At 72.1% G+C, this 24,378-nt stretch carries 25 protein-coding genes; 13 read left to right on the top strand and 12 right to left on the bottom strand.

The window, feature by feature from the left end; translation table 11 throughout:
• Positions 1 to 96: 96 nt before the first annotated feature.
• Together ACFWRO_RS28540 and ACFWRO_RS28535 are read left to right on the top strand one after the other, a co-directional pair.
• Positions 97 to 1,086, top strand: coding sequence for a LacI family DNA-binding transcriptional regulator (locus ACFWRO_RS28540; protein ID WP_384514791.1), 990 nt, complete (start codon positions 97 to 99; stop codon positions 1,084 to 1,086).
• Positions 1,087 to 1,206: 120 nt separating this feature from the next.
• Positions 1,207 to 4,287 carry a glycoside hydrolase family 3 N-terminal domain-containing protein gene (locus ACFWRO_RS28535; protein WP_384514788.1) on the top strand — a complete coding sequence of 1,027 codons (3,081 nt, stop codon included), beginning with the start codon at positions 1,207 to 1,209 and terminating at the stop codon, positions 4,285 to 4,287.
• Positions 4,288 to 4,293: 6 nt separating this feature from the next.
• On the opposite strand, the gene ACFWRO_RS28530 is transcribed toward ACFWRO_RS28535, so the two are convergent.
• A complete protein-coding gene (locus ACFWRO_RS28530) occupies positions 4,294 to 5,193 on the bottom strand; it encodes an MBL fold metallo-hydrolase (RefSeq protein ID WP_384514785.1) in 900 nt (299 codons plus the stop codon).
• A gap of 101 nt (positions 5,194 to 5,294) precedes the next feature.
• Between ACFWRO_RS28530 and ACFWRO_RS28525 the strand changes: the two genes are divergently transcribed.
• Positions 5,295 to 6,236, top strand: coding sequence for an AraC family transcriptional regulator (locus tag ACFWRO_RS28525; protein WP_384514781.1), 942 nt, complete (start codon positions 5,295 to 5,297; stop codon positions 6,234 to 6,236).
• On the opposite strand, the gene ACFWRO_RS28520 is transcribed toward ACFWRO_RS28525, so the two are convergent.
• Entirely contained in the window at positions 6,218 to 6,562 is a 345-nt protein-coding gene (locus ACFWRO_RS28520; protein WP_384514778.1) for a MerR family transcriptional regulator, read from the bottom strand. The genes ACFWRO_RS28525 and ACFWRO_RS28520 overlap by 19 nt on opposite strands.
• Positions 6,563 to 6,662: 100 nt before the next feature.
• Here ACFWRO_RS28520 and ACFWRO_RS28515 point away from each other — a divergent pair, with 100 nt between their 5' ends.
• Positions 6,663 to 7,328: a flavodoxin family protein gene (locus ACFWRO_RS28515; RefSeq protein WP_384514776.1), complete on the top strand. Its 666-nt coding sequence runs from the start codon at positions 6,663 to 6,665 to the stop codon at positions 7,326 to 7,328.
• On the opposite strand, the gene ACFWRO_RS28510 is transcribed toward ACFWRO_RS28515, so the two are convergent.
• From ACFWRO_RS28510 to ACFWRO_RS28500, 3 genes are all read right to left on the bottom strand, one after another.
• A complete protein-coding gene (locus tag ACFWRO_RS28510) occupies positions 7,307 to 8,233 on the bottom strand; it encodes an endo alpha-1,4 polygalactosaminidase (protein ID WP_384514773.1) in 927 nt (308 codons plus the stop codon). The genes ACFWRO_RS28515 and ACFWRO_RS28510 overlap by 22 nt on opposite strands.
• Before the next feature lie 71 nt (positions 8,234 to 8,304).
• Complete coding sequence (locus ACFWRO_RS28505) at positions 8,305 to 8,730, bottom strand: hypothetical protein (protein ID WP_384514770.1); 426 nt, start codon at positions 8,728 to 8,730, stop codon at positions 8,305 to 8,307.
• Complete coding sequence (locus ACFWRO_RS28500) at positions 8,727 to 9,461, bottom strand: SDR family oxidoreductase (RefSeq protein ID WP_384514767.1); 735 nt, start codon at positions 9,459 to 9,461, stop codon at positions 8,727 to 8,729. The genes ACFWRO_RS28505 and ACFWRO_RS28500 overlap by 4 nt, the downstream gene beginning before the upstream one ends.
• 128 nt (positions 9,462 to 9,589) lie before the next feature.
• Here ACFWRO_RS28500 and ACFWRO_RS28495 point away from each other — a divergent pair, with 128 nt between their 5' ends.
• The 3 genes from ACFWRO_RS28495 (at position 9,590) to ACFWRO_RS28485 (ending at position 16,339) form a co-directional block, all read left to right on the top strand.
• Positions 9,590 to 10,483 (top strand): LysR substrate-binding domain-containing protein, encoded by an 894-nt coding sequence (locus ACFWRO_RS28495; protein WP_384514764.1) that lies wholly within the window; start codon positions 9,590 to 9,592, stop codon positions 10,481 to 10,483.
• A 206-nt stretch (positions 10,484 to 10,689) separates the two neighbouring features.
• Positions 10,690 to 14,565: a glycosyl hydrolase family 8 gene (locus ACFWRO_RS28490; RefSeq protein ID WP_384514761.1), complete on the top strand. Its 3,876-nt coding sequence runs from the start codon at positions 10,690 to 10,692 to the stop codon at positions 14,563 to 14,565.
• A gap of 28 nt (positions 14,566 to 14,593) precedes the next feature.
• Positions 14,594 to 16,339, top strand: a complete 1,746-nt coding sequence (locus ACFWRO_RS28485; RefSeq protein WP_384514758.1) for a discoidin domain-containing protein — start codon at positions 14,594 to 14,596, stop codon at positions 16,337 to 16,339.
• A gap of 13 nt (positions 16,340 to 16,352) precedes the next feature.
• Here ACFWRO_RS28485 and ACFWRO_RS28480 read toward each other — a convergent pair whose 3' ends face one another.
• The 4 genes from ACFWRO_RS28480 to ACFWRO_RS28465 form a co-directional block, all read right to left on the bottom strand.
• Positions 16,353 to 16,799, bottom strand: a complete 447-nt coding sequence (locus tag ACFWRO_RS28480; RefSeq protein ID WP_384514755.1) for an SRPBCC family protein — start codon at positions 16,797 to 16,799, stop codon at positions 16,353 to 16,355.
• A 114-nt stretch (positions 16,800 to 16,913) separates the two neighbouring features.
• Positions 16,914 to 17,354 carry a DUF5990 family protein gene (locus ACFWRO_RS28475; protein WP_384514752.1) on the bottom strand — a complete coding sequence of 147 codons (441 nt, stop codon included), beginning with the start codon at positions 17,352 to 17,354 and terminating at the stop codon, positions 16,914 to 16,916.
• Positions 17,351 to 17,680 carry a helix-turn-helix transcriptional regulator gene (locus tag ACFWRO_RS28470; RefSeq protein ID WP_362008770.1) on the bottom strand — a complete coding sequence of 110 codons (330 nt, stop codon included), beginning with the start codon at positions 17,678 to 17,680 and terminating at the stop codon, positions 17,351 to 17,353. Before ACFWRO_RS28470 ends, ACFWRO_RS28475 begins: the two co-directional genes overlap by 4 nt.
• A 22-nt stretch (positions 17,681 to 17,702) precedes the next feature.
• Positions 17,703 to 18,296, bottom strand: a complete 594-nt coding sequence (locus tag ACFWRO_RS28465) for a cysteine hydrolase family protein (protein WP_384514746.1) — start codon at positions 18,294 to 18,296, stop codon at positions 17,703 to 17,705.
• Between the two features lie 144 nt (positions 18,297 to 18,440).
• Between ACFWRO_RS28465 and ACFWRO_RS28460 the strand changes: the two genes are divergently transcribed.
• Positions 18,441 to 19,775, top strand: coding sequence for a cytochrome P450 (locus ACFWRO_RS28460; protein WP_384514744.1), 1,335 nt, complete (start codon positions 18,441 to 18,443; stop codon positions 19,773 to 19,775).
• Between the two features lie 16 nt (positions 19,776 to 19,791).
• Here the strand turns inward: ACFWRO_RS28460 and ACFWRO_RS28455 are convergent, their stop codons facing one another.
• Together ACFWRO_RS28455 and ACFWRO_RS28450 are read right to left on the bottom strand one after the other, a co-directional pair.
• A complete protein-coding gene (locus tag ACFWRO_RS28455) occupies positions 19,792 to 20,487 on the bottom strand; it encodes a permease prefix domain 1-containing protein (protein WP_384514741.1) in 696 nt (231 codons plus the stop codon).
• Complete coding sequence (locus ACFWRO_RS28450; RefSeq protein WP_384514738.1) at positions 20,484 to 20,825, bottom strand: PadR family transcriptional regulator; 342 nt, start codon at positions 20,823 to 20,825, stop codon at positions 20,484 to 20,486. The genes ACFWRO_RS28455 and ACFWRO_RS28450 overlap by 4 nt, the downstream gene beginning before the upstream one ends.
• Positions 20,826 to 20,908: 83 nt before the next feature.
• On the opposite strand from ACFWRO_RS28450, the gene ACFWRO_RS28445 reads away from it, so the two are divergent.
• From ACFWRO_RS28445 to ACFWRO_RS28430, 4 genes are all read left to right on the top strand, one after another.
• Entirely contained in the window at positions 20,909 to 21,355 is a 447-nt protein-coding gene (locus ACFWRO_RS28445) for a hypothetical protein (protein ID WP_384514734.1), read from the top strand.
• 5 nt (positions 21,356 to 21,360) lie between these two features.
• Positions 21,361 to 21,603: a DUF3817 domain-containing protein gene (locus tag ACFWRO_RS28440; protein WP_384514731.1), complete on the top strand. Its 243-nt coding sequence runs from the start codon at positions 21,361 to 21,363 to the stop codon at positions 21,601 to 21,603.
• A gap of 58 nt (positions 21,604 to 21,661) precedes the next feature.
• A complete protein-coding gene (locus ACFWRO_RS28435; protein WP_384514728.1) occupies positions 21,662 to 22,177 on the top strand; it encodes an NUDIX hydrolase in 516 nt (171 codons plus the stop codon).
• A gap of 85 nt (positions 22,178 to 22,262) precedes the next feature.
• Positions 22,263 to 23,102 carry an SGNH/GDSL hydrolase family protein gene (locus tag ACFWRO_RS28430; protein ID WP_384514725.1) on the top strand — a complete coding sequence of 280 codons (840 nt, stop codon included), beginning with the start codon at positions 22,263 to 22,265 and terminating at the stop codon, positions 23,100 to 23,102.
• On the opposite strand, the gene ACFWRO_RS28425 is transcribed toward ACFWRO_RS28430, so the two are convergent.
• Positions 23,050 to 23,454: a DUF5997 family protein gene (locus ACFWRO_RS28425; RefSeq protein WP_384514722.1), complete on the bottom strand. Its 405-nt coding sequence runs from the start codon at positions 23,452 to 23,454 to the stop codon at positions 23,050 to 23,052. The two genes, ACFWRO_RS28430 and ACFWRO_RS28425, sit on opposite strands and share 53 nt — an antisense overlap.
• A 58-nt stretch (positions 23,455 to 23,512) precedes the next feature.
• Between ACFWRO_RS28425 and ACFWRO_RS28420 the strand changes: the two genes are divergently transcribed.
• Positions 23,513 to 24,292 carry a LysR family substrate-binding domain-containing protein gene (locus ACFWRO_RS28420; protein WP_384514720.1) on the top strand — a complete coding sequence of 260 codons (780 nt, stop codon included), beginning with the start codon at positions 23,513 to 23,515 and terminating at the stop codon, positions 24,290 to 24,292.
• Positions 24,293 to 24,378 lie beyond the last annotated feature (86 nt).

The following is a 24,378-nucleotide window of genomic DNA, read 5'->3' as shown; positions in this document are numbered from 1 at the left end:
TGGAGCAGGGTGGCGGTTGACTCGCCGCATCGTTCCGGAACCGGTTCCGGAAGCGGTACCGACACCGATGTCAGTCCCCTCGACGCGGAGGCCCCGATGCGTGTCACGATCGCCGACGTCGCACGTCAGGCGGGTGTCAGCAAGACGACGGTCTCCCGGGTCCTCAACACCGGGGCGGAGGTGGACTCGGCGACCGCCGCCCGCGTTCGTGAAGTGATCGATGTGCTGGGCTATGTCCCCAGCTCGGGGGCCGTCGGTCTGGCGCGCGGCTCCAGCCGGACGATCGGCATGCTGACGCCGTCGCTCACCTGGCCGTGGATGGGCGAGGTCCTCCAGGGTGTCGTCGACACCGTCGAGGCGGCCGGGTACGGGCTGCTGCTGTTCACGTGCAACCGGGGTGCCGACTCCGTCCGGCACTTCGCCGGTCAGGTGTCCGCCCGGGCCTTCGACGGGCTCCTCGTCGTCGAACCGGAGAACACCCTCGACACGATCGCGGCGATGCACCGGCGCGGCCTGCCCGTGGTGCTCATCGACGACCGGGGCCGGCACCCGGCGTTCCCCTCGGTCGCCACCACCAATCGCGCGGGCGGCGAGGCCGCCGCACGCCATCTGCTCGCCTCGGGCCGCACCCGGCCGCTGGTCGTCACCGGGCGCCGCGACTTCGGCTGCGTACGGGAACGACTCGAAGGGTTCCGTGACGTCCTGGCGACCGATCTGGTCGTCGAGGGCGAGTTCACGGAGGACACCGGGCGCTCCGCCGTACGGCGGGCACTGGCCGAAGGCCGGGACTTCGACGGCGTCTTCGCGCACAACGACCTCATCGCGGCGGGTGTCTTGCGCGCACTGCGCGAGGCCGGGCGGAGTGTCCCGGACGACGTGGCCGTCGTCGGCTTCGACGACATTCCCATGGCCCGGCACACCGAACCGCCGCTGACCACCATCCGCCAGCCCATGCGCCGGATGGGCGAGACGGCCGCGCGGATGCTCCTCGCCGGGCTCGGCGGCGAGCCGATCCCGCGTGAACCGGTGGTCCTGCCCACCGAACTCGTCGTACGGCGCTCCGCACCCGGCCGCCAGTCCCCCTAGACCCGTACACCTCCGTATCTCCGTCGCTCCCGGACCGGCCCCGGTCCCGCCGCGCGCCCCCGTTCCCGTACGCAGTTCCCCCGTACCCGCACGTCCCTCTGTCCCGTACAAGGAGCCGCAATGCCACGAACAACGGCGGTGATCGCCGTCACCGCTCTGCTCGGCACCCTCCTCACCGGAGCGACCCTGCCGAGCGCCGCAGCCGACGAGCCCGCGAACGCGCCCGTGGCCGTCGACCGGTTCGAAGGGGAGATCCCCTTCGCCGGACCGCCCGCGGAAGGCATCTTCACGTGGGGCAGCGACGCGGACGACCCGCCGAAGCTGCGGCTGGCCGAGCGTGCCGACGCCCCCGAGGGCGCGACGGTCCTCGAAGGCGACTACGACATCAGCGGCTGGGGCGGGTTCAGCCACGACTTCGCGTTCGACAGGCCCGCCCACGACTGGACCGCGTACAAGGGCATCCGCTTCTGGTGGTACGGGCAGAACACCGCTCCCCTGCCGCCCGGTTCCGGCAAGCGCGTCAACTTCGAGCTCAAGGACGGCGGGACGAACGGCGAGGCGTCCGAGCTGTGGACCATGTCGTTCACGGACGACTGGGAGGGCTGGCACCTCGTCGAGATCCCGTTCTCGGAGTTCCAGTACCGCGCCGACTACCAGCCGGTCGGCGGCATCGACCAGGTGCTCGGTCTGAACGAGATGTGGGGGTACGCCCTCACGCTACCGCCCGGCTCGCCCGGCGCCTTCGCGATGGACGGCGTCGAGCTGTACGGGACGGCCGAGCCGGCCCTGAACACCAAGGTCGTCACCGGCGCCGCCGTGCACCCGGTCGACGAGGGCGGCACCGCCGAGGTGAAGGTGTCCGTCGCCACGACGGGCTCGATTCCGCTCGCCGAGCCGGTCACTGTCACGTACACGACCGACGGCGGAGACGGTAGCGCCGAGTCCGGCGCGGACTACACGCCCGTGAGCGGTTCCGTGACCTTCCCGTCCGGTACGGCCTCCGGCACGACCCGGTCGATCGCCGTGGCCACGAAGAAGGACCGTTCCGCCGAGTCGGCCGAGACGATCCCGCTCACGCTGGGCGTCACGGGCGCCAAGGCCCCGGCCGAGCAGCCGGTGGTCGTCGTGAACGCCCATGGCCTGCCGTATCTCAACGCGAAGCTCCCGGTGAAGAAGCGGGTGGCGGATCTGCTCGGGCGGATGTCGCTCGCGGAGAAGGCCGGCCAGATGACGCAGGCCGAGCGCAACGCGCTGCGGTCGCCGGGCGACATCGCCTCCTACGACCTCGGCTCGCTGCTCTCCGGCGGCGGGTCGGTGCCCTCCCCCAACACGCCTGCCGCCTGGGCGAAGATGATCGACGGCTACCAGCTGCGCGCGCAGGCCACCCGCTTCCAGATCCCGCTGATCTACGGCGTGGACGCGGTGCACGGCCACAACAACGTGGTCGGTTCGACGATCATGCCGCACAACATCGGCATCGGCGCGGCGCGTGATCCGAAGCTCGCCGAGCGGACCGGTGCCGTGACCGCGAAGGAGGTCCGGGCGACGGGCATCCCGTGGGACTTCGCGCCGTGTCTGTGCGTCACGCGCGACGAGCGCTGGGGGCGTTCCTACGAGGCGTTCGGCGAGGACCCCGCCCTGGTGACCGCGATGGAGACCGTGATCAACGGGATGCAGGGCGCGCCGGACGGCAGGGACCTGGACCGTGACGACAAGGTGCTGACCAGCGCCAAGCACTTCGTGGGCGACGGCGGTACGGAGTTCGGCTCCTCGACCACCGGTTCGTACACGATCGACCAGGGCGTCACGAAGGTCACCCGGGAGGAGCTGGAGGCGGTGCATCTCGCGCCGTTCGCCGAGGCGGTGAAGCGCGGGGCGGGCACGGTCATGCCCTCGTACTCCTCGCTCGACATCCTGGGCGACGACCAGGGGCCGGTGAAGATGCACGCCCACGCGGAGATGATCAACGGTGTCCTGAAGGAGCGCATGGGCTTCGAGGGCTTCGTGATCAGCGACTGGCAGGCGATCGACCAGATCCCCGGCGACTACCCGAGTGACGTGCGGACGTCCGTCAACGCCGGGCTCGACATGATCATGGTGCCGACGAACTACCAGGGCTTCACGGGGACCCTGAAGGACGAGGTGACGGCCGGGCGGATCGGCCAGGCGCGGATCGACGACGCGGTGGCGCGGATCCTGACGCAGAAGTTCAGGCTCGGCCTGTTCGAGCAGCCCTACGCGGACACCTCCCACCTGGACGAGATCGGCTCCCCCGCGCACCGGGCGGTGGCGCGCGATGCGGTCGCCAAGTCCCAGGTGCTGCTGAAGAACGAGGGCGGGGTGCTGCCGCTGGCGAAGGACCGGAAGGTGTACGTCGCCGGGTCGAACGCCGATGACCTCGGCAACCAGGCGGGCGGCTGGACCATCAGCTGGCAGGGCTCGTCCGGCCGGACGACCACGGGGACGACGATCCTGGAGGGCATGCGGAAAGCGGCGCCCGGCGCGGAGATCACGTACTCGAAGGACGCCTCGGCGGCCACGGACGGGTACGACGTCGGTGTGGTCGTCGTCGGCGAGACTCCGTACGCGGAGGGCATCGGGGACGTGGGCAACGGCCACGACCTGGAGCTCACCGCCGCCGACAAGGCGGCTGTCGACAAGGTCTGCGCCGCGATGAAGTGCGTGGTCCTGGTCGTGTCCGGGCGCCCGCAGCTCATCGGTGACCGGCTGGGTGCGATCGACGCGCTCGTCGCGTCGTGGCTGCCGGGCACGGAGGGCGACGGGGTCGCCGACGTGCTCTATGGTTCCCGTCCGTTCACCGGGCAGCTCCCGGTGACCTGGCCGAAGTCCGAGGCACAGCTGCCGGTCAACGTCGGTGACACGGCCTACGATCCGCAGTTCCCGTACGGCTGGGGGCTGACCACGCTCGCCCCGGCCCCGGCCGGCGGGGAGCCCGCCCTGAAGGCCATCGGCCTCGCGGCCAAGGTCCTCCAGGCGCTCGGGCGCGGCACGTCGGCGGAGGGCAGGGACCTGGTGGCGAGGGCCCGGGTGATCGTCCAGCAGAGGATCGGCCAGAACGTCACGCAGGCGACGGCGAAGCCGTTCGCCGAGGCGGACCACCTGCTGCTCACGGGGAACCTGACGGGCGCCGTGGCGAAGCTGAGGACCGCATACGCGGCGGCTCCGCCCAGCGCTCCGTAACGGCCTCTAGGGCCACCGGGCGACCGTGAGGGTGCCGGCTTCGCGGCGTACCTCCGCGATGCCGGTGCCGCCGAAGTGGGCGGGGACGACCAGTTCCCGTTCCGCGGCGGCCCGTTCGAGGACGCGGCGGCGGCTGGTGACGGCCGCCGCCGCGTCCAGGCAGAAGCAGCTGTTGCAGGAGGCTCGGAGGAGCTGCACCGGGCTGTGGAGGAGGTCTCCGACGAAGACCGCGCGGTCTCCTCCCGAAGCGAGCCTCAGTACGGCGGAGCCGGGAGTGTGGCCGGGCGCGGACTCCAGCGTCAGGTGCTCGTCGATGCGGTACGTGCCGTCCCAGAGCTCCACCTGGCCGGCCCGGTGCACGGGCGCGACGCTGTCCTCGTACACGAACCGGTCGTGCTCCAGCCTTCCGCGCCCCTCGGCGTTCCCCGGGCCGAAGAAGGCGTCGTCGGCCGCGGGGACGAGGTATCGGGCGCGGGGGAAGGTCGGGACCCACTCGCCGTCGGTCCGGGTCGTGTTCCAGCCGACGTGGTCGGCGTGGATGTGAGTGTTGACGACGATGTCGACGTCCTCGGGGCGGATCCCGGCGCGACCCAGGCCGTCGAGGAAGTCTCCCTGCCAGTGGTGGAACGGCGTGCCGGGCCGTTCGCGGCCGTTGCCCACGCCGGTGTCGACGAGGACGGTCCGGCCGGCGCTGCGGAGGACCCAGGTCTGGAGCGCCATCACGGCGTGGTCCGTGTGCGGATCCCAGTGGTCGGGCGCCAGCCACTGCTCGTTGGCGCGCCACAGGTCGGGCTCGGCGTCCGGGACCAGGCCTCCGGCGGGGACGAAGGCTCCCTGCCATTCGATGACCCGGACGACCTCGACGTCTCCCAGCGTCATGCGCTGCGTGTTCTGTGCGGTGTTCATGGAATCGACCCTAGAGAGACCTGCATGAGCCTCTCAATGCCCGTACTGCTCCTATGAATACGTGATCGTCTCATCGGTGATGCCAGAGGTACCCTGCCGTCATGGATGTGGTGAGCGATGCGATCGCGACCGTACGCATGGGGCGGGCATCGTCCAACCGCGTGCGGGCGAACGGGCGTTGGTGTGCGCGGCTCGCGCCGTACGACGGCGCGGGATTTCACGTGGTCCTCGAGGGCGGCTGCTGGCTGCTGCCGGACGGCGGTCCGGCGGTGTCGCTCGGGGTGGGCGACGCGGTGCTCCTGCCGCACGGGACGGGGCATGTGATCGCCGACTCCCCCGCCGACGCGGAGACCGTCGCGCGTGCGGTGCCGTTCGACGGGTGGACCGGTGGGACGCCGGGTTCGTCCGCGCCCGGCGCTGAGCTTCTGTGCGGCAAGTACCGTCTCGATCACAGCCGCGTCCACCCACTGCTCGCCGAACTTCCGACCGTCGTCCATCTGCCGCACCGGGTGGGAGGCCAGGCCGAACTGCGGGCCGCCATCGATCTGTTGGGTGGCGAGCTGAGCGCGGACCGGCCCGGATCGGGGATCGCCGTTCCCGGCCTCGTCGACCTGCTGCTGGTCTACATGATCAGGGCCTGGGTGGCCCAGGACGGCGGCGGGGCGTGGTCGGCCGTTCTCGGGGACCCGGTGACGGCGGCGGCCCTGCGGGCGCTGCACGCCGACCCCGCCGCCGCCTGGACCAACGACCGGCTGGCCGCGGAGGCCGGCGTCTCGCGGCCCACGCTCGCGCGCCGGTTCACCTCCCTGGTCGGTCGGCCGCCGATGGCGTACCTCACGTGGTGGCGGCTGACCCTGGCCGCCGCGCGGCTGCGCGACACCGAGGATTCCCTGGCGGCGATCGCCCGCGTCGTCGGCTACGGAACGCCGTACGCGCTGTCGCACGCCTTCAGCCGCGAATTCGGTACGACACCGGGCCGGTACCGGGACCGCCGCCGGGAGCGGGAGGCGACCGGAACGGCGGATCAGGGGGTCGGCAGATAGCCCGCGAGGGTCTCGCGGCCTCGGCGGAGGTCGTCGATGCGGGCGTCGGCCGCGGCCAGTTCGCGGTCGAGGATCGCGCGGACGTCGACGCACCAGTTGAACTCGGGCAGTTCGCCCCTGGCGCAGGGCAGGATCTCCCTGATCACGTCCGTGGACAGGCCCGCGCGCAGCAGGGCGCGGACCTGGCGGACGGTGGTCACGGCGTCGTCGGCGTAGTCGCGGTAGCCGTTCGGGCCGCGGGCGGCTTCGAGCAGGCCTTGCTCCTCGTAGTAGCGCAGCAGCCGCGTGCTGACGCCCGTGTGCCTCGACAGTTCTCCGATCAGCATGTGACCTGCCCGTTCGTGTGCGCTTGACCTTCGCATCGGTGTGAAGGCTTAACGTCCCTTTCAGGAAGGACATTCCGCACACGCACCACAGGAGACCCCCATGACCTCTCTGCGCCCGGTCGACGAGGACCGCGACCGCCGAACGGCGGGCGACCGCTCGTTCCTCTTCGTCCTCGGGAGTTCCCGGCCGGACGGCAACACGGAGATACTCGCGCGCGCCGCGGCCGAGCAGTTGCCGGAGGGCGTCACACGGAACTGGGTGGACCTCTCCCGGCTGCCGCTGCCCGATTTCCAGGACGGCCGGCACGAGGGCGAGGGCTGGCCGGTCGGCGAGAACGAGGAGGTGCTGCGGCGGGCCACGCTGGCGGCGACGGACATCGTCCTCGCCTCGCCGCTGTACTGGTACACCCTCTCCGCCCAGACCAAGCGCTACCTCGACTACTGGTCAGGTTGGCTGAACACGCCCGGCTCGGACTTCAAGCAGCGGATGGCGGGCCGGACGCTGTGGGGCGTGAGCGTGATGGCGCACCGCGACGGCATCGTCGCCGACGGGCTCGAGACGACGCTCCACCACACGGCCGCCTACATGGGGATGCGGTTCGGCGGTCTGCTGCGCGGCAATGGTTCGCGGCCGGGGCAGGTGCGTGACGACACGGCGGCGCTCGTCCGCGCCAAGTCGTTCTTCCAGCGGGAGGCCCCGATCGCCCGGTTCCCGTTCGAGGAGGACGAGTCGGGTCTGTTCGGTCAGCAGGTCGCGCGGACGTAGCCTGTCTCGCCCGCGGGGCGTACGTCGGTGTCGCGCAGGACGACCGAGAGGGTGGTGCCCCAGCGCTCGCAGGCGCGCGCGAGGCCCTGGGGTTCGTACTCGATGACGAGGACGCGGTTGTCGAAGGCGGTCGCGTACGGGCCGCACTCGTCGTACTGGCCGCACTCCTCTGCGACCGCGAAGTCGAAGCCGAGGGCGCGGCCGCGCTGGGCGAGTTCGGCGGCGTTCTTCTGTCCGATCGCGAGTCCGGCCGCGTGGGCGCGGGCGACGAGCAGCTGGGCGAAGGCCAGGTCGTGTTCGGGGGTGAGGCGGCCTTCGGAGCGTTCGTGGGAGTCGAGGTTGTCGGCCTCCACGGCCTGGAAGCCGGCGGCCGCGCAGCCGTCGATCCACTCGCCGACGACGGCGGCGAGCCGCTCGCGCTTGTCGGGGGTGGAGATGTCGAAGAGGGCCTCGTCCCAGTCCTGGTCCATGACCGTCGCTCCGTCGGCGTTCTTCAGGAGCAGGTCGGGGTGGTTCTCCTGCCACCAGTCGGTGGCGTCCGGCTGGGCCTGGAAGGCGTTGACGTAGCAGATGTTGTACAGCCCCTCGGTCGGCTTCGCCGTCCGGTCGCGGGAGACCGCGCCGACTCCGGGGGGCGGCGGGTACGGTCCGCCGATCTGGTAGTCGAAGCCGACGTGGGGCTCGGGCGGGACGACCGCGCGCGCGGAGGAGGGCGGCGGGGAGGACGGGGCCGAGTCGCCCCCGCCCTCGCCGTCACCGGGCGCCCCGCATCCGACCGCCGTGGCGGCGAGGACGCCGGCCAGGGTCAGGGTCGTGAGCGCGACGCGGAGGGGGCGGGGCCGGCGGGCGGTCACGGTACGGGGCTCCAGGTCGTCGAGCGCCGTCTGCCCGGGCCTTTCGGCCACGGCGGCGGGGGCGCGTGCTGTACGTGCAGACCTACCGTACGGCCCCGTCGGCGGCCTTCGGACGCGGCCCGTCAGGGCTCCAGCGGGAGGGGCCGGTTCGCGCTCCGCAGGAACTCGACGGTGACGAAGACGAGCGGGGTGTCCCCGGTGTTCTCCAGGTCGTGGAGGAGGAAGTCGCCGGGGCCGAAGGTGAAGTGCCGGGTCTCGCCCTCGGTGTAGACGACCTCGCGGGTCGTGCCGTCGTCGGTGTGCTGGCGGCTGCGGCCCGCGGTGACGGCGGTCCAGAAGTAGTCGAGGACGTGCCGGTGGGCGGGCAGGCGTTCGCCGGGGGCGAGGCGTATCTCCCAGATCCGGACGCGGTCGGTCTCGCTGAGCAGCCGGCCGCCGACGTGGCCGTTGTACGCGTTCGCCGCGAACTCCGCGCGCAGTTCCGGGGGCCAGCCGGCGTGGCCCTCGGCGGTCAGGGTGCCGGCGAGCGGGAGGCCGTCGGTGCTCACAGGCGGCCGCCGCCGTCCGTGTGGAGCACGGTTCCGGTGACGAACGGGCTGGACATCGCGTAGAGGACGGCGCGTACGAGGTCGTCCGGGGTGCCGGTGCGGCGGGCCGGGTTCCGCTCTGCGATGCCGCTGAGGAAGGCGTCCTTGCGGTCGCCGAGGCCGTCCCAGGCCCCGGAGTCCACGATGCCGGGCGACACCGCGTTGACGCGGAGCGGCGCCAGTTCGACGGCGAGGGCCTCGACGAGGAAGGCCAGGGCGCCGTTGGTCGTGGCCATCACGACGCGCTCGGGGGAAGGCCGCCAGGCGGCGACGCCGGAGAAGAAGGTGAAGGAGCCGCCCTCCCGGGCCTGCCCGGCGAGGTGCTTGGCAAGGAGGAGCGGGCCGAAGACCTTCGCGGAGAACGCCCGCTGCACGGCGGCGAGCTCCAGTTCGGCGACCGGTCCGTTCGCGGGCATCGCGGCCGTGGAGACGAGGTGGTCGAAGGAGCCGGTCCTGGCGGCCAGTTCGACGATGGTGTCCTCGTCGGCGAGGTCGGTCGGGTGCAGGACAGAGGGGCCGGGCAGGGCGTCCGCCGTCTCCCGGAGCTTCGCGGCGTCCGGCCCGGCGAGCACGACGTGCGCCCCGGCCGCCGAGGCGGTCCGGGCGATCCTGCGGCCGGTACGGGAGCCCGCGCCGACGACGACGAGGCGCTTGCCGTCCAGCGCCTCCTTGGCGATGAGGTCCAGGGTCATGAGAAGTCCTTCGGTGCGAGGGGGTGCCCGCCGGTCTCCCGAGGGGGCGTCCGGCGCTCTTCCAGGCTGCCCCGAAGAGCGCGTATAGGTCCAAGACTTGATTTCTACCCCAGCGATAACATGCGTGAATGGCAACGCTCCGGCAGTTCGAGTACCTGGTCACCGTCGTCGACACGGGCTCGTTCACCCGGGCCGCCGCCCTGCTGCACGTGTCGCAGCCCGCGCTCTCCAACCAGGTGCGGGCCCTGGAGCGGGCGGTCGGCGGCCGGCTCCTGGAGCGCCTGCCGCGCTCGGTCCGGCTGACCCCGATGGGCCGGGCGATGCTCCCGTACGCGCGGGCCGCGCTCGCCGACGCGGAGCGGGCCCGGGGCGCGGCGCGCCGAGCCGTCGGCCTGGAGGGCGGCGAGATCGTCGTCGCCGTCGTCTACTCGCTCACGCTGGGCGCGCTGCCGCCCGTGCTGCGCGTCTGGCACGGGGAACACCCCGGGGTCCGGGTCCGGCTGCTTGAGTTCCCGCACGCCGACGCCCTGCGGGCGGCGATGGCCGGTGGCCGGGCGGACCTGGCGATCGGCCCGGTGCCGGCGGACTGGGAGGGACCGGTACGGGAGCTGGGCACGGAGGAGTTCGTGGTGGTCCTGCCGGCCGACGACGACACGTCGGGCAGCGCCCCGGTGAGCGACGGGCCCGATCGGGTGCGTCTCGCCGACCTCGCCGATCGTGAGTGGGTCCAGTACGCGCCCGGCAACGGTCTCGCCGAAGTCGTGGACGCCGCGTGCGCCGAGGCGGGCTTCCGGCCCCGTACCTCCGTGCGCACCGAACAGACCGCCGCCGCGCCGCTCCTCGCGGCCGCGGGACTCGGCCCCGCGCTCGTTCCGGCCAACCTCCTGCCGGAGCGCTTCGCCGGCCGCCTCCTGCGACCCGAGCCTCCGGTCCGGCGCGTTCTCGCCGCCTACACCCGGCCCGCCCCGGACCCGCTCGCCACGGCCTTCATCGACACGCTGGCCACACACGTCCGCGTCTGACGGCCCTTCAAACCAGCTCACCGCTCATGTATCTGAACGAAGGTCATATCTGCGGATCGCGTTCAGGGTCTTGCGCACCCCCCTCGACCGTCTCTACTCTCCCGCGCAATGGTTAGGAATATTTCCTAACCATTGGCTGAACAGCGACTGGAGTTCCCCCATCGCTTCGCTTCTCCCACGAGCAGCACTCACCCCGAGGACGTCGGATGTCATACGCACATCAGCCACGCCACGCACACAGAGACCGCCCCCGCCGCCGGCGCCGCCCCCTGGCGGTCGCCGCCGCCGTCGCCACCGCGCTGACCGGGATCACCGGCCTGGCCGGCGCGACCACCCCCACCGCGGTCGACGACCGGCTCGCCCCTGCGGCGGCCACCGCGATACCCGACCTGACCAGCGCGAACCGTCGCGCACCCATCGCCGGCCTGCCCGACTGGAGCAAGGCCGGCTACCGGGGCGGCGCCGCCCTCCCCGGCGCGGCCGAGGCCAACCCGGACGCGGCCTGTCACATCACGGCGGCCGAGCTCGCCTCCCAGTACAACGTGCGCGCCGACGGCGGCGACGCCACGACCGGTCTCCAACAGGCCGTCGACGCGATCCGCGCGAACTGCACCCCGTCGGCCGGCTACACCAAGCTGTCCTCGATCACCCTGCCCGCCGGGCGGATCGTCGTGACCCGCCAACTCGCCCTGGACGCCGACTACATGGTGCTCCGCGGCGCGGGCATGGGGCAGACCACGCTCGCCTTCCGCCCCGATGCCAACACCCGTTACGACACCCTCACCGCCGACGGCAGTGACTGGGACGAGGACGGGATGACCCACGGCGCCGGCAAGGGCGGCTGGACCTGGCCGGGACGTGGCCTGCTCCGGGTGCAGACCCGCGAGGTCTCCCCCAAGTACGCGAGCGACTTCGCCTCGGCGCCCGTGAACCGCAAGGACATCTTCGAGGGCAGCGTCAACCAGCATTGGGCGAGTGGCGTCCCCCTGCGGGAGGGTTCGGCGGTCGGCGCCACGCAGATCAAGCTGGCCACCAACGCGGACATGTCGCGCTTCAAGGCCGGCGCCCATCTGTGGGTCGGCGCGGCCAACACGGCGAAGTTCTACCAGCAGCAGACCGTCACGGACTCGTCCAAGTACGTGAACCTGCACATGCGGCAGCAGATCTTCCAGATCGCCTCCGTGGACACCGCGGGCAAGAACCTGACGATCGACAAGCCCCTCGAGTACGACCTGCCGCTGAACTCGACCTCCGACGGTTCGGCCGCGATCGGCGGCACCGTCTACCCGAGCCGCGTCACCCCGCTCAAGGTCGTCCAGGGCGTCGGCATCGAGGACCTCAGCATCACCCAGGAACTCGACGGGATGCCCAAGCTCGGCGGCGGTACGTACGACGTCACCCCGGACGACGCCAAGGCCAACTTCGGCAACATCGCCCCGGAGTACGCCCAGCACGGCATCGTCCTGAAGTGGGCGGCCAACAGCTGGATCCGCCGCGTCGGCACGCAGATGACCGGCTCCCACGCCGTCGTCACCGAGAGCGCCAAGAACATCCAGGTGCAGGAGTCGTCCTTCGACGGTTCCTGGAACAAGGGCAAGGGCGGCAACGGCTACTTCCGCGGCTCGCGCGTCTGGGACTCCCTGTACGCGTACAACAAGAGCCGCAACCTGCGCCACTTCACCTTCCAGTGGTCCGCGTCGAACAACGTCGCGATCGGCAACGACTTCGACAGCGACCTGAACCTGCACGGTGGCTGGGAGCGCCGGAACCTCTTCGAGAACAACAAGGCCGCGGTGCCCTTCGAGAACGCCTCGAAGAACTGCCGCGCCAACTGCGGTGACGAGGGCGGCGGCACCCCCGACGACTCGACCTGGTGGCCGATCTGGTGGGGCGCGGGCCCGAAGGCCGTGAAGTGGTCCGGTGCGACCGGTCCGCAGAACGTCTTCTACGGCAACGACCTCAGCAAGCAGACCACGGCCGGCGGCGCGTACCAGCCCTACTACGCCGACCGTCAGCGCCTGTACCAGCTGGGCAGCGCGGCCTCCAACCCGTCGGCGTACCAGCACCTGGCGGAGAACGGCTCGACCATCCTGGACTGGGCGGGCAAGGAGAACGTCGACTACAGCAAGGCCCCGCACGCCGGTGTGAACGCCACGAAGACGGACACCTCCGGCTCGCTCTTCCTGAAGTCGACCGGCACCCCGGGCCCCGGCGACCCCGGTGGGCCGGGCGAGCCCACGGCGACGCTGATCTCGCAGGGCAAGCCGGCGACGGCCTCCTCGATCGAGGGGTCCGGTTTTGAGGCCGGTCTCGCGGTGGACGGCAACACCGGGACCCGGTGGGCCAGTCTGGAGGGCGTGGACCCGCAGTGGATCCGGATCGATCTCGGGGGCTCGTACGACATCTCCAGGGTCAGGCTCAACTGGGAGGACGCGTACGGCAAGGCGTACAGGATCCAGACCTCGAACGACGGCACCAACTGGACCGACATCCACTCCACCAGCACCGGCGACGGCGCAATCGACGACCTGACGGTGACCGGCACCGGCCGCTACATCCGGATGCACGGCACCGCGCGCGGTACGGCCTACGGCTACTCCCTCTGGGAGTTCGAGGTGTACGGCACTCCGTCCTCGGGCGGCAGCGACGACACGACGGCGCCGAGCGTGCCCGGGAGCCTGCGCTCGACGGCCACCACCTCCACCAGCGCCTCGCTCGCCTGGAACGCGTCCACGGACAACGTGGGCGTCACCGGCTACGACGTGTTCCGGAACGGCACCCTCGTCGGGACGGCCACCTCGGCCTCGTACACCGACACCGGCCTGACGGCCTCCACCTCGTACACGTACACCGTCAAGGCGCGTGACGCCGCCGGGAACGTCTCCGGCGGCAGCAACGCCGTCACGGTCACCACCCCGGCCGGCGGCAGCGGTCCGGCCGTGCCGTTCGGCGGCCACACGCGTCCGTACGTCGCGGGGATCCTGAAGCCCACGGGCGCGCAGGCCGCCCTGGACCAGAAGGTCGTCGACCACTACAACAACTGGAAGTCCGCCTTCGTCCGCCAGAACTGCGGCAACGGCTGGTACCAGGTCATCTCGCCCGACGCCGACCACCCGTACGTCGCCGAGGCGCAGGGGTACGGCATGGTCATCGCCGCGACGATGGCGGGGGCGGACCCGGACGCGAAGAAGATCTTCGACGGTCTGACCAAGTGGATGATCGACCACCCGTCCGCCATCAACCCGGACCTGCTCGCCGCCGAGCAGGACGTCAACTGCAACAGCGTCAACGGCGGTGACGGCGCGACGGACGGCGACATGGACGTCGCGTACGGGCTGCTGCTCGCCGACAAGCAGTGGGGCAGCTCCGGCACGTACAACTACAAGGCGCTGGCCCTGAAGCACATCGCCGCCATCAAGAAGGACGAGATCAACCCGTCGACGAACCTGCTGAAGCTGGGCGACTGGAGCAGCTCAGGCGACCAGTGGTACTACATCAGCCGTACGTCGGACTGGATGGTCGACCACTTCCGCGCCTTCCGCGCCGCGACCGGTGACGCCGCATGGGACACGATCCGCAACGCGCACCAGACGGCGCAGGCGAACCTCCAGTCGTCGTACGCGCCGAACACGGGGCTGCTGCCGGACTTCGTCGTCAACACCAACACCACGCCCAAGCCGGCGGCGGGCCAGGTCCTGGAGTCCCCCAACGACGGCGCCTACTTCTGGAACGCGTGCCGCACGCCCTGGCGCATCGCGGACGACGCGGTGACGAGCGGGGACGCCAAGTCCCTTGCGGCGGCGCGCAAGCTCAACACCTGGATCAAGTCGAAGACCGGCGGCGACCCAAACAAGATCGCCATCGGTTACAAGCTCGACGGCACGCAGATCGACGCGGGCAGCGAGGCGGCCTACTTCGCCCCGTTCGCGCTCGCGGCGATGACCGACCCGGGCAGCCAGGCGTGGCTCGACGCGCTCTGGAACAAGATGCTGGCGACGCCGATCGACACCAGCAGCTACTTCTCGGCGAGCATCCAGCTCCAGGTCATGATCACGGCATCCGGCAACCACTGGGTCCCGTAGCCGCCCCCGCCACCGACAAGGAGTTGTCATGCGACGAAGAGGACCGGTCCTGCTCGTCCTGTCCGGGCTGCTGTCCGTGCCCTTGATCGCCCTGCCGCAGGCGCAGGCCGCCGACGGTCTCGTCTCGACGGGCAAGCCGGCGACGGCGTCGTCCGTGGAGACCGGCGAGTTCCCGGCCTCGCTGGCCGTGGACGGCGACACGGGGACGCGGTGGGCCAGCCTGGAGGGCGTGGATCCGCAGTGGATCCGTATCGACCTCGGCGCGAGTCACACGATCTCGCGCGTCAAGCTGACCTGGGAGGCCGCGCACGCCAAGACGTACAAGCTCCAGACCTCGAACGACGGCACCAACTGGACCGACGTCTACTCCACCAGCACCGGCGACGGCGCGGTGGACGATCTGACGGTGACCGGCGCCGGGCGGTACGTCCGGATGCACGGGACCGCCCGTGGCACCTCGTACGGCTACTCCCTCTGGGAGTTCGAGGTGTACGGCTCCCCCGTCCCGGGCGGTGACACGACGGCGCCGAGCGTGCCGGGCGGGCTGCGTTCGACGGGCACGAGCGCGAGCAGCGTCTCGCTGGCGTGGGACGCGGCCACGGACGACGTGGGCGTGAGCGGCTACGACGTCTTCCGGGGCGGTACGAAGGTCGGGAGCACCTCGTCGACCTCGTACACGGACACGGGGCTCGCGGCCTCGACCGCGTACAGCTACACCGTCAAGGCGCGGGACGCGGCGGGGAACGTCTCCGGGGCGAGCACGGCGCTGGGCGTGAGCACGCAGTCGGGTGGCGGCGGCGGTCCGGTCGTCGACGTGTCGACGGCCGCGCAGCTGCAGAGCGCGCTGGCGAACGCCCAGCCCGGGCAGACGATCCGCCTTGCGGCGGGTGAGTACCGCGGTTCCTTCCAGACCCAGAAGGCGGGGACGGCGTCCGCGCCGATCACGCTGACGGGGCCGGCGGGCGCGGTGCTCGTCAACGACGGTCCTTCGGGCACCGGGCCTTCGTGCCCGGTCCCGACCGCCGGTGTCGACTCGGGCTACGGGCTCTGGCTGTACGGCGCCCCGTACTGGAAGCTCACCGGCTTCACCGTGAAGGAGTCGAAGAAGGGCGTCGTCCTGGACAACTCCCACCACGTGACGATCGACGGGCTGTCCGTGCACCACGTCGACGAGGAGGCGGTGCACTTCCGGCGCTCCTCGGCCGACGGAATGATCCAGAACTCGAGGATCAGCCACACCGGTCTCGTCCAGGCCGGCTACGGCGAGGGCGTCTACCTCGGCTCGGCCAACTCCAACTGGGCCTGCCACGGCAACCAGAACGGTGTGGACCGCTCCGACCGCGTCCAGGTCATCGGCAACACCTTCGGCCCGAACATCGCCGCCGAGCACATCGACATCAAGGAGGGCACCTCGAACGGCGTGATCCGCGGGAACACCTTCAACGGGACCGGGATCAGCGGCCAGAACTCGGCCGACTCGTGGATCGACGCCAAGGGCATCGGCTATCTGATCGAGAACAACACCGGGACGTTCTCCTCGCCCGGCACGTTCGCGAACGGGTACGAGACCCACAACCCGTCGACGTCCCCGTCGTTCCTGAACGGCTGCGGCAATGTGTGGCGCGGCAACCGCTCCGACCTCGGTGGGGTGGGTGCGTACGCCATCAAGATCACGTCGACGTCCAAGTGCAGCGCGAACCCGAACGTCGTGTACGCGTCCAACACGGTCACGAACGCGGGCAGCGGCCTGACGAACGTCCCCGTCACGCCCTGACCTCAGTCAGGTGTTACGACGCTTCGGCCGCCGCCTTGATGCGGCGGCCGAACGCGTCGGCGTCCTTGCGGGCGGCGGACAGGGCGAGGCCGACGAGGAGCTTGCCGATGCCGTGGCCCTCCAGGACGTTGTGGATCCTGACCCTGGTGCCGCCCTCCGGCAGGGGTTCGAGGTCGTAGCCGCCCTCACGGGCCATCACGATGTTCTTGGAGGTCTCGGCCCAGCGGATCCGGTGCGGCGCCTCGAACTCGGTGATGCGGAACTCGCGGGAGGTCGTCATCCCGGCGTCCTTCACCGTGCTGCGGAAGACGGTACCGACGGCTGTCGGGGTGTCCGGGACGCGTTCGATCTTCTGCACGCGGGGGCTGAACTTCGGGTCGTTGCGGCCGTCGGCGAGGAACGCGAAGACCTCGTCGATGGGGCGGTCGACGTCCGTCGTCGCCTCGAACTGTCCGGACATGAGCCCACTCCCTGGAGTCTTCGCTGCCGTGCGGCGATCGTACGGGCGGAGATCCCGCGCCGCGCTCCGGCGGCGCCGGTCGGGTGACCGGCGGCGCTCAGCGGCTCGTGGGGCTCAGCCCGTCGTCCATTCGATGTGGGGCGGGCGCACGGCGGCGCAGAGCGGCAGGCCGTGGGCGTCGGTCAGACCGAGCCGTCCTTCGGCCGCGCCCCGGTCGAGGGCGGACGCGGGAAGGTCGTCGAGGAAGAGCTTGGCCCGGCGGAACATGGTGAACGCGCCGCCCGGGGGCCACTCGCCCCAGGTGAGGTAGAGGAACCGCGCGCCGCGCTTGCCGTGGACGTACGGCCCGCGGAAGTCCCGGGTGCCGTCCGGTGCGAGCACCGTGGCCACGGTGAACTCCCACACCGCCTCGGCCGCGTCCCCCGGCACCGCGCCGTCGGGCTCGCGTCCGCGCTGCACGGCGACGTGGACGTCCTCGAACGTGCCGCAGGAGCGCCCCGGCAGTTCGCCGCCGACGATGCGCAGCGCGAGCGGTGTCCCGGCGGCGGCGCTCATTCCTTGCCCACCACGGCCTGGAGGAGGCCTGGGAAGGCCTCCTCGAACTCCTCGCGGCGCAGCCCGTTCATCCGGGAGGTGCCGACGTAGTGCTGCCGGATGAGGCCGGCCTCGCGCAGCACGTGGAAGTGGTGCGTGGCCGTGGACTTGCTGACGGGGAGGTCGATGGCCCCGCAGTTGAGGTCCTGGTCCGCGGCGTGCAGCACGCTGACGATCTGCCGGCGGACGGGGTCGACGAGGGCTTCCAGTACCTGTTGGAGGCCGATCGTGCGGAGGTCCGGGTGGGGCGGGACCCGGTCCTGCCCGCTGCGTTGTGGTGTCACCATCGGCTGTCTCGACCTCCCGCGCTCATCGTAGGGCACCCACCTGGTGGGCCGGGGCGGTGAAGGTGACGGCGGAGGCGGGGGTGGTGGTGTCGGCCTCGCGGCTGAGCGCCCAGGCCGCGACGCGGGAGACCGTGGTGGCGGGGACCGCGTCGGCGATGCCGGGGGCGGCCGGGATGTCGTGCGTGGCGTGGGCGTCGTACGGGAGGACGACGCGGTAGCCGAGCTCCAGGGCGGTGCGGGCGGTCGCCTGGACGCACATCTCGGACATCATTCCGCAGACGGCGAGGGAGCGTACGCCCGCGTCGGTCAGCAGGCCGCTCAGCGAGGTCCCCGCGAAGCTGTCGTCCCGGACCTTGCGGATCACCACCTCGGTGGGGCCGGGCTCGACGCGGTGGTGGAGTTCCCAGCCGGGGGTGTGGGGTTCGCAGTCCGCGCCGGGCGGGCCGTCGTTCTGCACGTGGACGATCAGGGCGCCGCCCTCGCGCGCCCGGGCGATCAGCGCGGCCGTGCGGTCCAGGAGGCGGCCGGCGGCCGGTACGGCGCCGGGGCCGGTGACGAAGGCCGTCTGGACGTCGACGACGAGCAGGGCTTCTGCGGGGTGCGGGCGAAGGGTCATGGCGTCATCCTGTCCGGCCGCGCGGGGCGCCTCCACGGGATTTCGCGGGGGCGGGGGCGGCACGTGGCGGGCGCCGCCGACCAGGCGTGATCCGGCGCACAGACCGGCCGGTAGGGGAGGCGGCGCGTGCTAGCGTCCGCGAGCGTGACAACCGCCCCCGGCGGGCCGGGGCCCGCTTCCGCGACGGCTCCCGTCGGTTCCTGTCCGTACGGTGGGACGACCGGCGCCGAGGGCTCGCCGCTCCCGCTCCTCGATCAGCTGGACGTGTTCGGGGAGGACTTCGTCCGCGACCCGTACCCGTGGCTCGACGCGCTGCGGGACCAAGCGCCCGTCCATCGCGACGCCACCACGGGGCTCTGGCTCGTCAGCCGGTACGAGGACATCCGCCGGGTGCTGCTCGACCCGGAGGCGTTCCGGCCGGACAACGCCCAGCACGCGGTCACGCCGTTGAGCGTTCCGGCGCTCCGGCTGCTCGCCCGCGCCGGCTTCAGGCTGCGGCCCGCCCTCGCCAACAACGCGACCGAGAGCCACGCGGGGCTGCGGCGCGTCGTCACCCGGTTCTTCAACGCCCAGCGGGTCGCGGCGGCGGTGCCCGTCATCGAGCGGGTCGCGGGCGAACTCCTGGACGCCGTACGGGCGGAGCTCGACGGGCAGGGCGGCAGCGACCTCTTCGGCACCTTCGCGCACACGCTCCCCTGCCGGGTCATGATGGAGCTGCTTGGCATCGACGGTCTGGCACCGGCGACCCTGGTGCGCTGGAGCGACGCCTCCCTGGAGCTGTTCTACGGACGTCCGACGCCGGAGCGGCAGATGGAACTGGCCGCGCTGGTCGGTGAGTTCCATCAGTGGCTGACCTCGGTCGTGACCGACCGGACCGCACCGCCGGACAGTTTCGTCGGCGCGCTGGCCCGTCACCGGCTGCCGGACGGCGAGCCGGTGGACGTGGCTACGGCTGTCGGCGCGTGCTTCTTCGTCTTCATCGCCGGGCAGTCCACGACCGGCCAGCTCATCGCCACGGTTCTGCGGGGCGCGCTGGCCGAACCCGGCCTGTGGCGGCGTGCGGCGCACGAGGAGGGCCTGGCCGAGGCCTGGGTCGAGGAGGTGCTGCGCCGCGAACCGCCGGTGACGACCTGGCGCCGGGTGACGGCGGCGCCGGTGGAACTGGGCGGCGTACGGCTCCCCGCCGGAGCCGAGCTGCTGCTGATGCTCCTGGGCAGCGGCTCCGACCGGGAGGTCTTCGACGCCCCGGAACGGATGCTCCCCGCCCGCGAGAACGTCCGCCACCATCTGTCCTTCGGCGCCGGCCGCCACCGCTGCCCGGGCGCGTCCCTGGCGCGTACGGAGGCCGCCGTCGCGCTGCGCGCGGCGGCCCGCCGGCTCCCCGGTCTTCATCTGACCCCGGGCGCGCCGCTTCCGCCGGTCCTGGACCTGCTCTCGTTCCGGGCACCGCTCGAAGTGCGGGTGAGCGTCGCTCCGTAGTGAGCCCGGTCAGCGGTCAGACGGGGAGCTTGGCGCAGCGCCGGCAGGCGCGGGCGGAAGGCGCGGTCAGCGCGTGCGAGGCCGCCGCGAGGGCACAGGCGGTCGCGATCAGGGGCCAGGCGGCGGTCATGAAGGCGGCGACGGCCAGGGAGAGGGTCGCCACGGCCATCGACACGCTCGCCGTGGTGCCCGTCCAGGCGACCAGCAGCGGCAGCCGGTGCGGGACGCGCACATGACGCGCGAGGGGGCCGCTGGCCGCGAGGGCGGTCGCGGCGAGCAGGGCGGCGACGCCCGCGACGGCGGCCAGGGACTGGGCCGTACCGGCGAGCAGTCCGTCCTGGCCGGTCCCCGTGGCGAGGAGCGCGTACCAGCAGGCGAGGAGCAGCGGAGCGACGAGGACGACGGAGCGGGCGGTGTGGCGGGCCTGGGCGACCGTCAGTTCGCGCTGGCAGGCGGGTGCGAGCTCGGCGGGGCTGCCGAACTCCCGTACCGCCTCCTTGACCGCGTCCTCGTAGGCGGCCCCTTCGTGGGTCAGGGCCTCGGCGGTGTCGATGAGCCCGCCGCGTACTTCCTCGACGAGGCGCGCCTTGGCTTTGGGCGGGCCGTGCAGGGCGCTCAGGAGTTCCGCGACGTAGGCGTCGACGGGGTCGGTCGGGTCGGCGGTCGGGCCGGTGAGGTCGGTCGCGCCTGTGGGGTCCACGGCGGCGCTCATGTCGCTGGGCCGGGGCTGACGGCCGGGTTCAGGACCGAGCCGATGGCCGCAGTGAACTCGTGCCAGGCCGCCCGCTCCCCCGCGAGGCTCTCGCGGCCCGCGTCGGTGAGTTCGTAGCAGCGCCGACGGCGCTCGCCGACGGCGTCCCAGCTGCTGCTCAGCAGCCCGATCCGCTCCAGCCGGTTGAGCGCCGGGTAGATCGTGCCCGTGCGCAGGTCGAGCACGCCTCCGCTGCGCTGCTGGACCGCGGTGATGATCGCGTACCCGTGCAGCGGCCCCTGCTCCAGTACGGCCAGCAGCAGTCCGTCGAGGTGCCCTCGCACCGCATCCGCCCTCATGAGTAGGCAGCCTACACACCAGAGGAGTAGACATGCTATCTATTGGCAGCCAACACATACATCCTCGGCTGGAGAGGCCTGCGGTGACCAAGCTGCTGCTGTCCGTACATGTCCTCGCGGCGATCCTGGTGGTCGGACCGATCACCGTGGCCGCGTCACTGTTCCCCCGATACGCGCGCCAGGCCTCGCCGGTCGCCGCGCTGCTGCACCGGATCTGCCGGGGGTACGCCGTCGCCGGTGTCGCCGTCCCGGTCTTCGGGCTCGCTACCGCGCTCCAATTGGGCGTCCTCACCGACGCCTGGCTGCTCACGTCGCTTGCGCTCACGGCGATCGCCGCGGCCGTCCTGGCGCTGGCGATACTGCCCGGCCAGCGGCTCCTCCTGACCGGCGGTGAAGGCGACGGGGATACGACCGGCGCCTCGCGCGCGACCGCCTCGCGCCTCGCCATGCTCACGGGGGTCTTCAACATCCTCTGGGCGGTCGTCGTCGTCCTCATGATCGTCCGCCCCGGCTCGACCACGGGAGCGTGACGGCCGTGCGCACCCTGCGCATCGCGGCCGGCGTGGAGGCGGCCTCCCTGGTGGCCCTCCTGGTCAACCTGCTCACCACGCACACACCCGCGGTCTCGTCGCTCGTCGGCCCGCTGCACGGCACGGCGTATCTCGTCACCATCGCGGCCGCCTGGCCGGCGCCCGGCGCACGGTGGCCGTCCGTCATCCCCGGCGTCGGCGGGCTCCTGGCCCTGCGCCGACTGCGGGGCGTCCGTCAAGCCGCCTAGCTGGGCATGGTGTTGGCTGGTGGGTGACACGCGCCCATGGTTCGTACGAGGAGTCGACATGCGTCCGGCCGACCAGCCCGCCACACCCCCGCCGCATCGCAACGCCCAGCCGCCGTCCGCGCAGGCCTCGCTCGGGGCCGGTGTCGTGGTGACCGACGCGGCCGGGCGGGTGCCGCTCGGGCTCCATCCGAGCGGCACATGGGAGCTGCCCGGCGGAAAGGTCGACCCGGGCGAGTCCATCGAGCGGGCGGCCGTGCGCGAACTCGCCGAGGAGACCACCCTCGTGGCCGACGTGGCCGATGTCGACGTCGTCGGGATCCTGCTGGACTCGCTGACGTCGACGGAGCTCACCCGGCTGACGGCGGTGGCGGTGGTACGGGCCTTCAGCGGCACCCCGGTCGTCGCGGAGCCGGACAAGATCGAGCGCTGGGAGTGGACCCCCCTCGACCGACTCCCGCGGACGATGTTCGCGCCCTCCGCCCAGGCGCTCAGGACGTGGCGACCGGAACTGCCCATCGAGGAGGGGCCGTTCCACCGCTACGCCATGGCTCCGGCGGCTCCACCGAACCCCTAGTCGCATAATTGAATAGGTCGGGTGTTGAATACCGTCGAGGGCGCGTCGCACGAGGCGCGTCACCGCACGGAGGAGCAGCAGGCGTATGCACACCGGCCCGTACGAGCGTTACGTCGCCCTGGGCGACAGTCAGACCGAAGGCCTCGGGGACGGCGACGACAGCACGGGGCTGCGCGGTTGCGCCGACCGCCTCGCGGAGCTGATGGCGACGGGCAGTCCGGGACTCGCCTACGCCAACCTGGCCGTCCGGGGCAGGCTCGCGGGGCAGGTGCGCGCCGAGCAGCTCGGCCCGGCGCTCGCACTGCGGCCCGACGTGGCCACGGTGGTCGCGGGGATGAACGACCTGCTCAGGCCCCGTTTCGACGCGGACGAGACGGCCGGTCACCTTGAGGCGATGTTCGCCGAGCTCACCGCCGGAGGCGCACGGGTGGCGACGGTGACGTTCCCGGACCTCGGGCGGCTCGTCCCGATCGCGCGGCCGTTCGGCTCCCGTGTCGTCGCGCTCAACGCGCGGATCCGCGAGGCGGCGGCCCGGCACGGTGTGGTGGTCGCCGAGACCGACCGGAACCCTGTGGTGACCGACGCCCGGCTGTGGAGCCCGGACCGGCTGCACGCGAGTCCGCTGGGTCATGCGCGGATCGCCGCCGCCGTGGCCGACGCCCTCGGGCTGCCCGGCAGCGACGATTCCTGGACGCGTCCGCTGCCGGCGGCGCCCGGCGCGCGTCCGTCGGGCCCGCGCGGGGCGCTCGACGAGGCGCGGTGGGTCGCGGGTTTCCTCGGCCCGTGGATCGGCAGGCGCCTGCGCGGCCGGTCCTCGGGGGACGGCCGCACGGCGAAGCGTCCCGACCTCATGCCGGTCGGGAACGGGCAGGTCAGGACTGCGAACGGTCGGCCTTCGCGGCCTTCTCCGCCTGCTTCTCCTTGATGCGGACCGCTTCCTTGCGGACGTCGGCCTGGGTGGCGCGCTCCTTCTGGAGCCACTCCGGGGCTTCCTGCTTCAGGGCCTCGATCTGCTCGGTGGTGAGGGCCTCCGTGATGCCGCCCCGGGCGAGGCCGGAGACGGAGATGCCCAGCTTCGCCGCGATCACCGGGCGGGGGTGGGGGCCGTTGCTGCGGAGCTCGCGGAGCCACTCGGGCGGATCGGTCTGCAGGGCGTTCAGCTCGGTGCGCGAGACGACACCCTCCTGGAACTCGGCGGGGGTGGCCTCAAGGTACACACCCAGCTTCTTTGCCGCGGTCGCGGGCTTCATCGTCTGGGTGGTCTGGTGCGACGTCATGGTGTCCAGGGTATCGAGCGTATGAACCACCTGTGACCACGGCGGGTAACCTGGCGGGGTGACTGGCCAGGAAGAACCCTCCTCGTTCCGGCTCGCGTACGTCCCGGGAGTGATGCCCACGAAGTGGGTGCGGATCTGGAACGAGCGGCTCCCGGACGTCCCGCTGACCCTCGTCCAGGTTCCGGCCGCCGAGGCCTTCGGGCTGCTGCGGGGCGGCGGCGCGGACGTCGGCCTCGTACGCCTGCCCGTCGACGACCCGGACCTCAGCGCGATCCCCCTCTACGTCGAGACGACGGTCGTCGTCGTGCCGAAGGACCATGTGGCCGCGGCGGTCGAGGAGGTGTCGCCGGAGGACCTGGCCGACGAGATCGTGCTGCATCCGCTCGACGACACCCTGGACTGGGAGCGCCCGCCGGGGCTGCCGGCCATGGAGCGCCCGGCGACGACGGCGGACGCGATCGAGCTCGTGGCGGCGGGCGTGGGGCTGCTGGTGGTCCCGCAGTCGCTGGCGCGGCTGCACCACCGCAAGGACCTCACCTACCGGACGCTGCGGGACGCGCCCGAGTCGCGGGTCGCCCTGTCCTGGCCGCAGGCCGAGCCGACCCCGGACCTGGTGGAGGAGTTCATCGGGATCGTCCGGGGCCGGACCGTGAACAGCACCCGGGGCCGCGCCCAGACTCCCCCACAGCCGAAGGCCGGGGCCAAGGCCAAGGCGAGCGACAAGGCCAAGCGTCCGGAGCGGAGCACCGGGGGCAGGCCCGCGGCCAAGGGCGGCGCCAAGGGGGCGAAGGGCGTCAAGCGCGGCGCCAAGCCCGGGAAGCCGCGCCGCAGGTCGTAGCCCCCGGGGTGGCATTCATGGCCCGGGACGCGCCGTAGACCGTACAGGGCAACCGGACGGTATAAGGCGCGGATCTGCGTCCCCGC

The sequence above is a fragment of the Streptomyces sp. NPDC058579 genome, from assembly GCF_042718575.1.
GTDB lineage: Bacteria > Actinomycetota > Actinomycetes > Streptomycetales > Streptomycetaceae > Streptomyces.
This window is presented reverse-complemented; position numbering and strand designations above follow the sequence as displayed.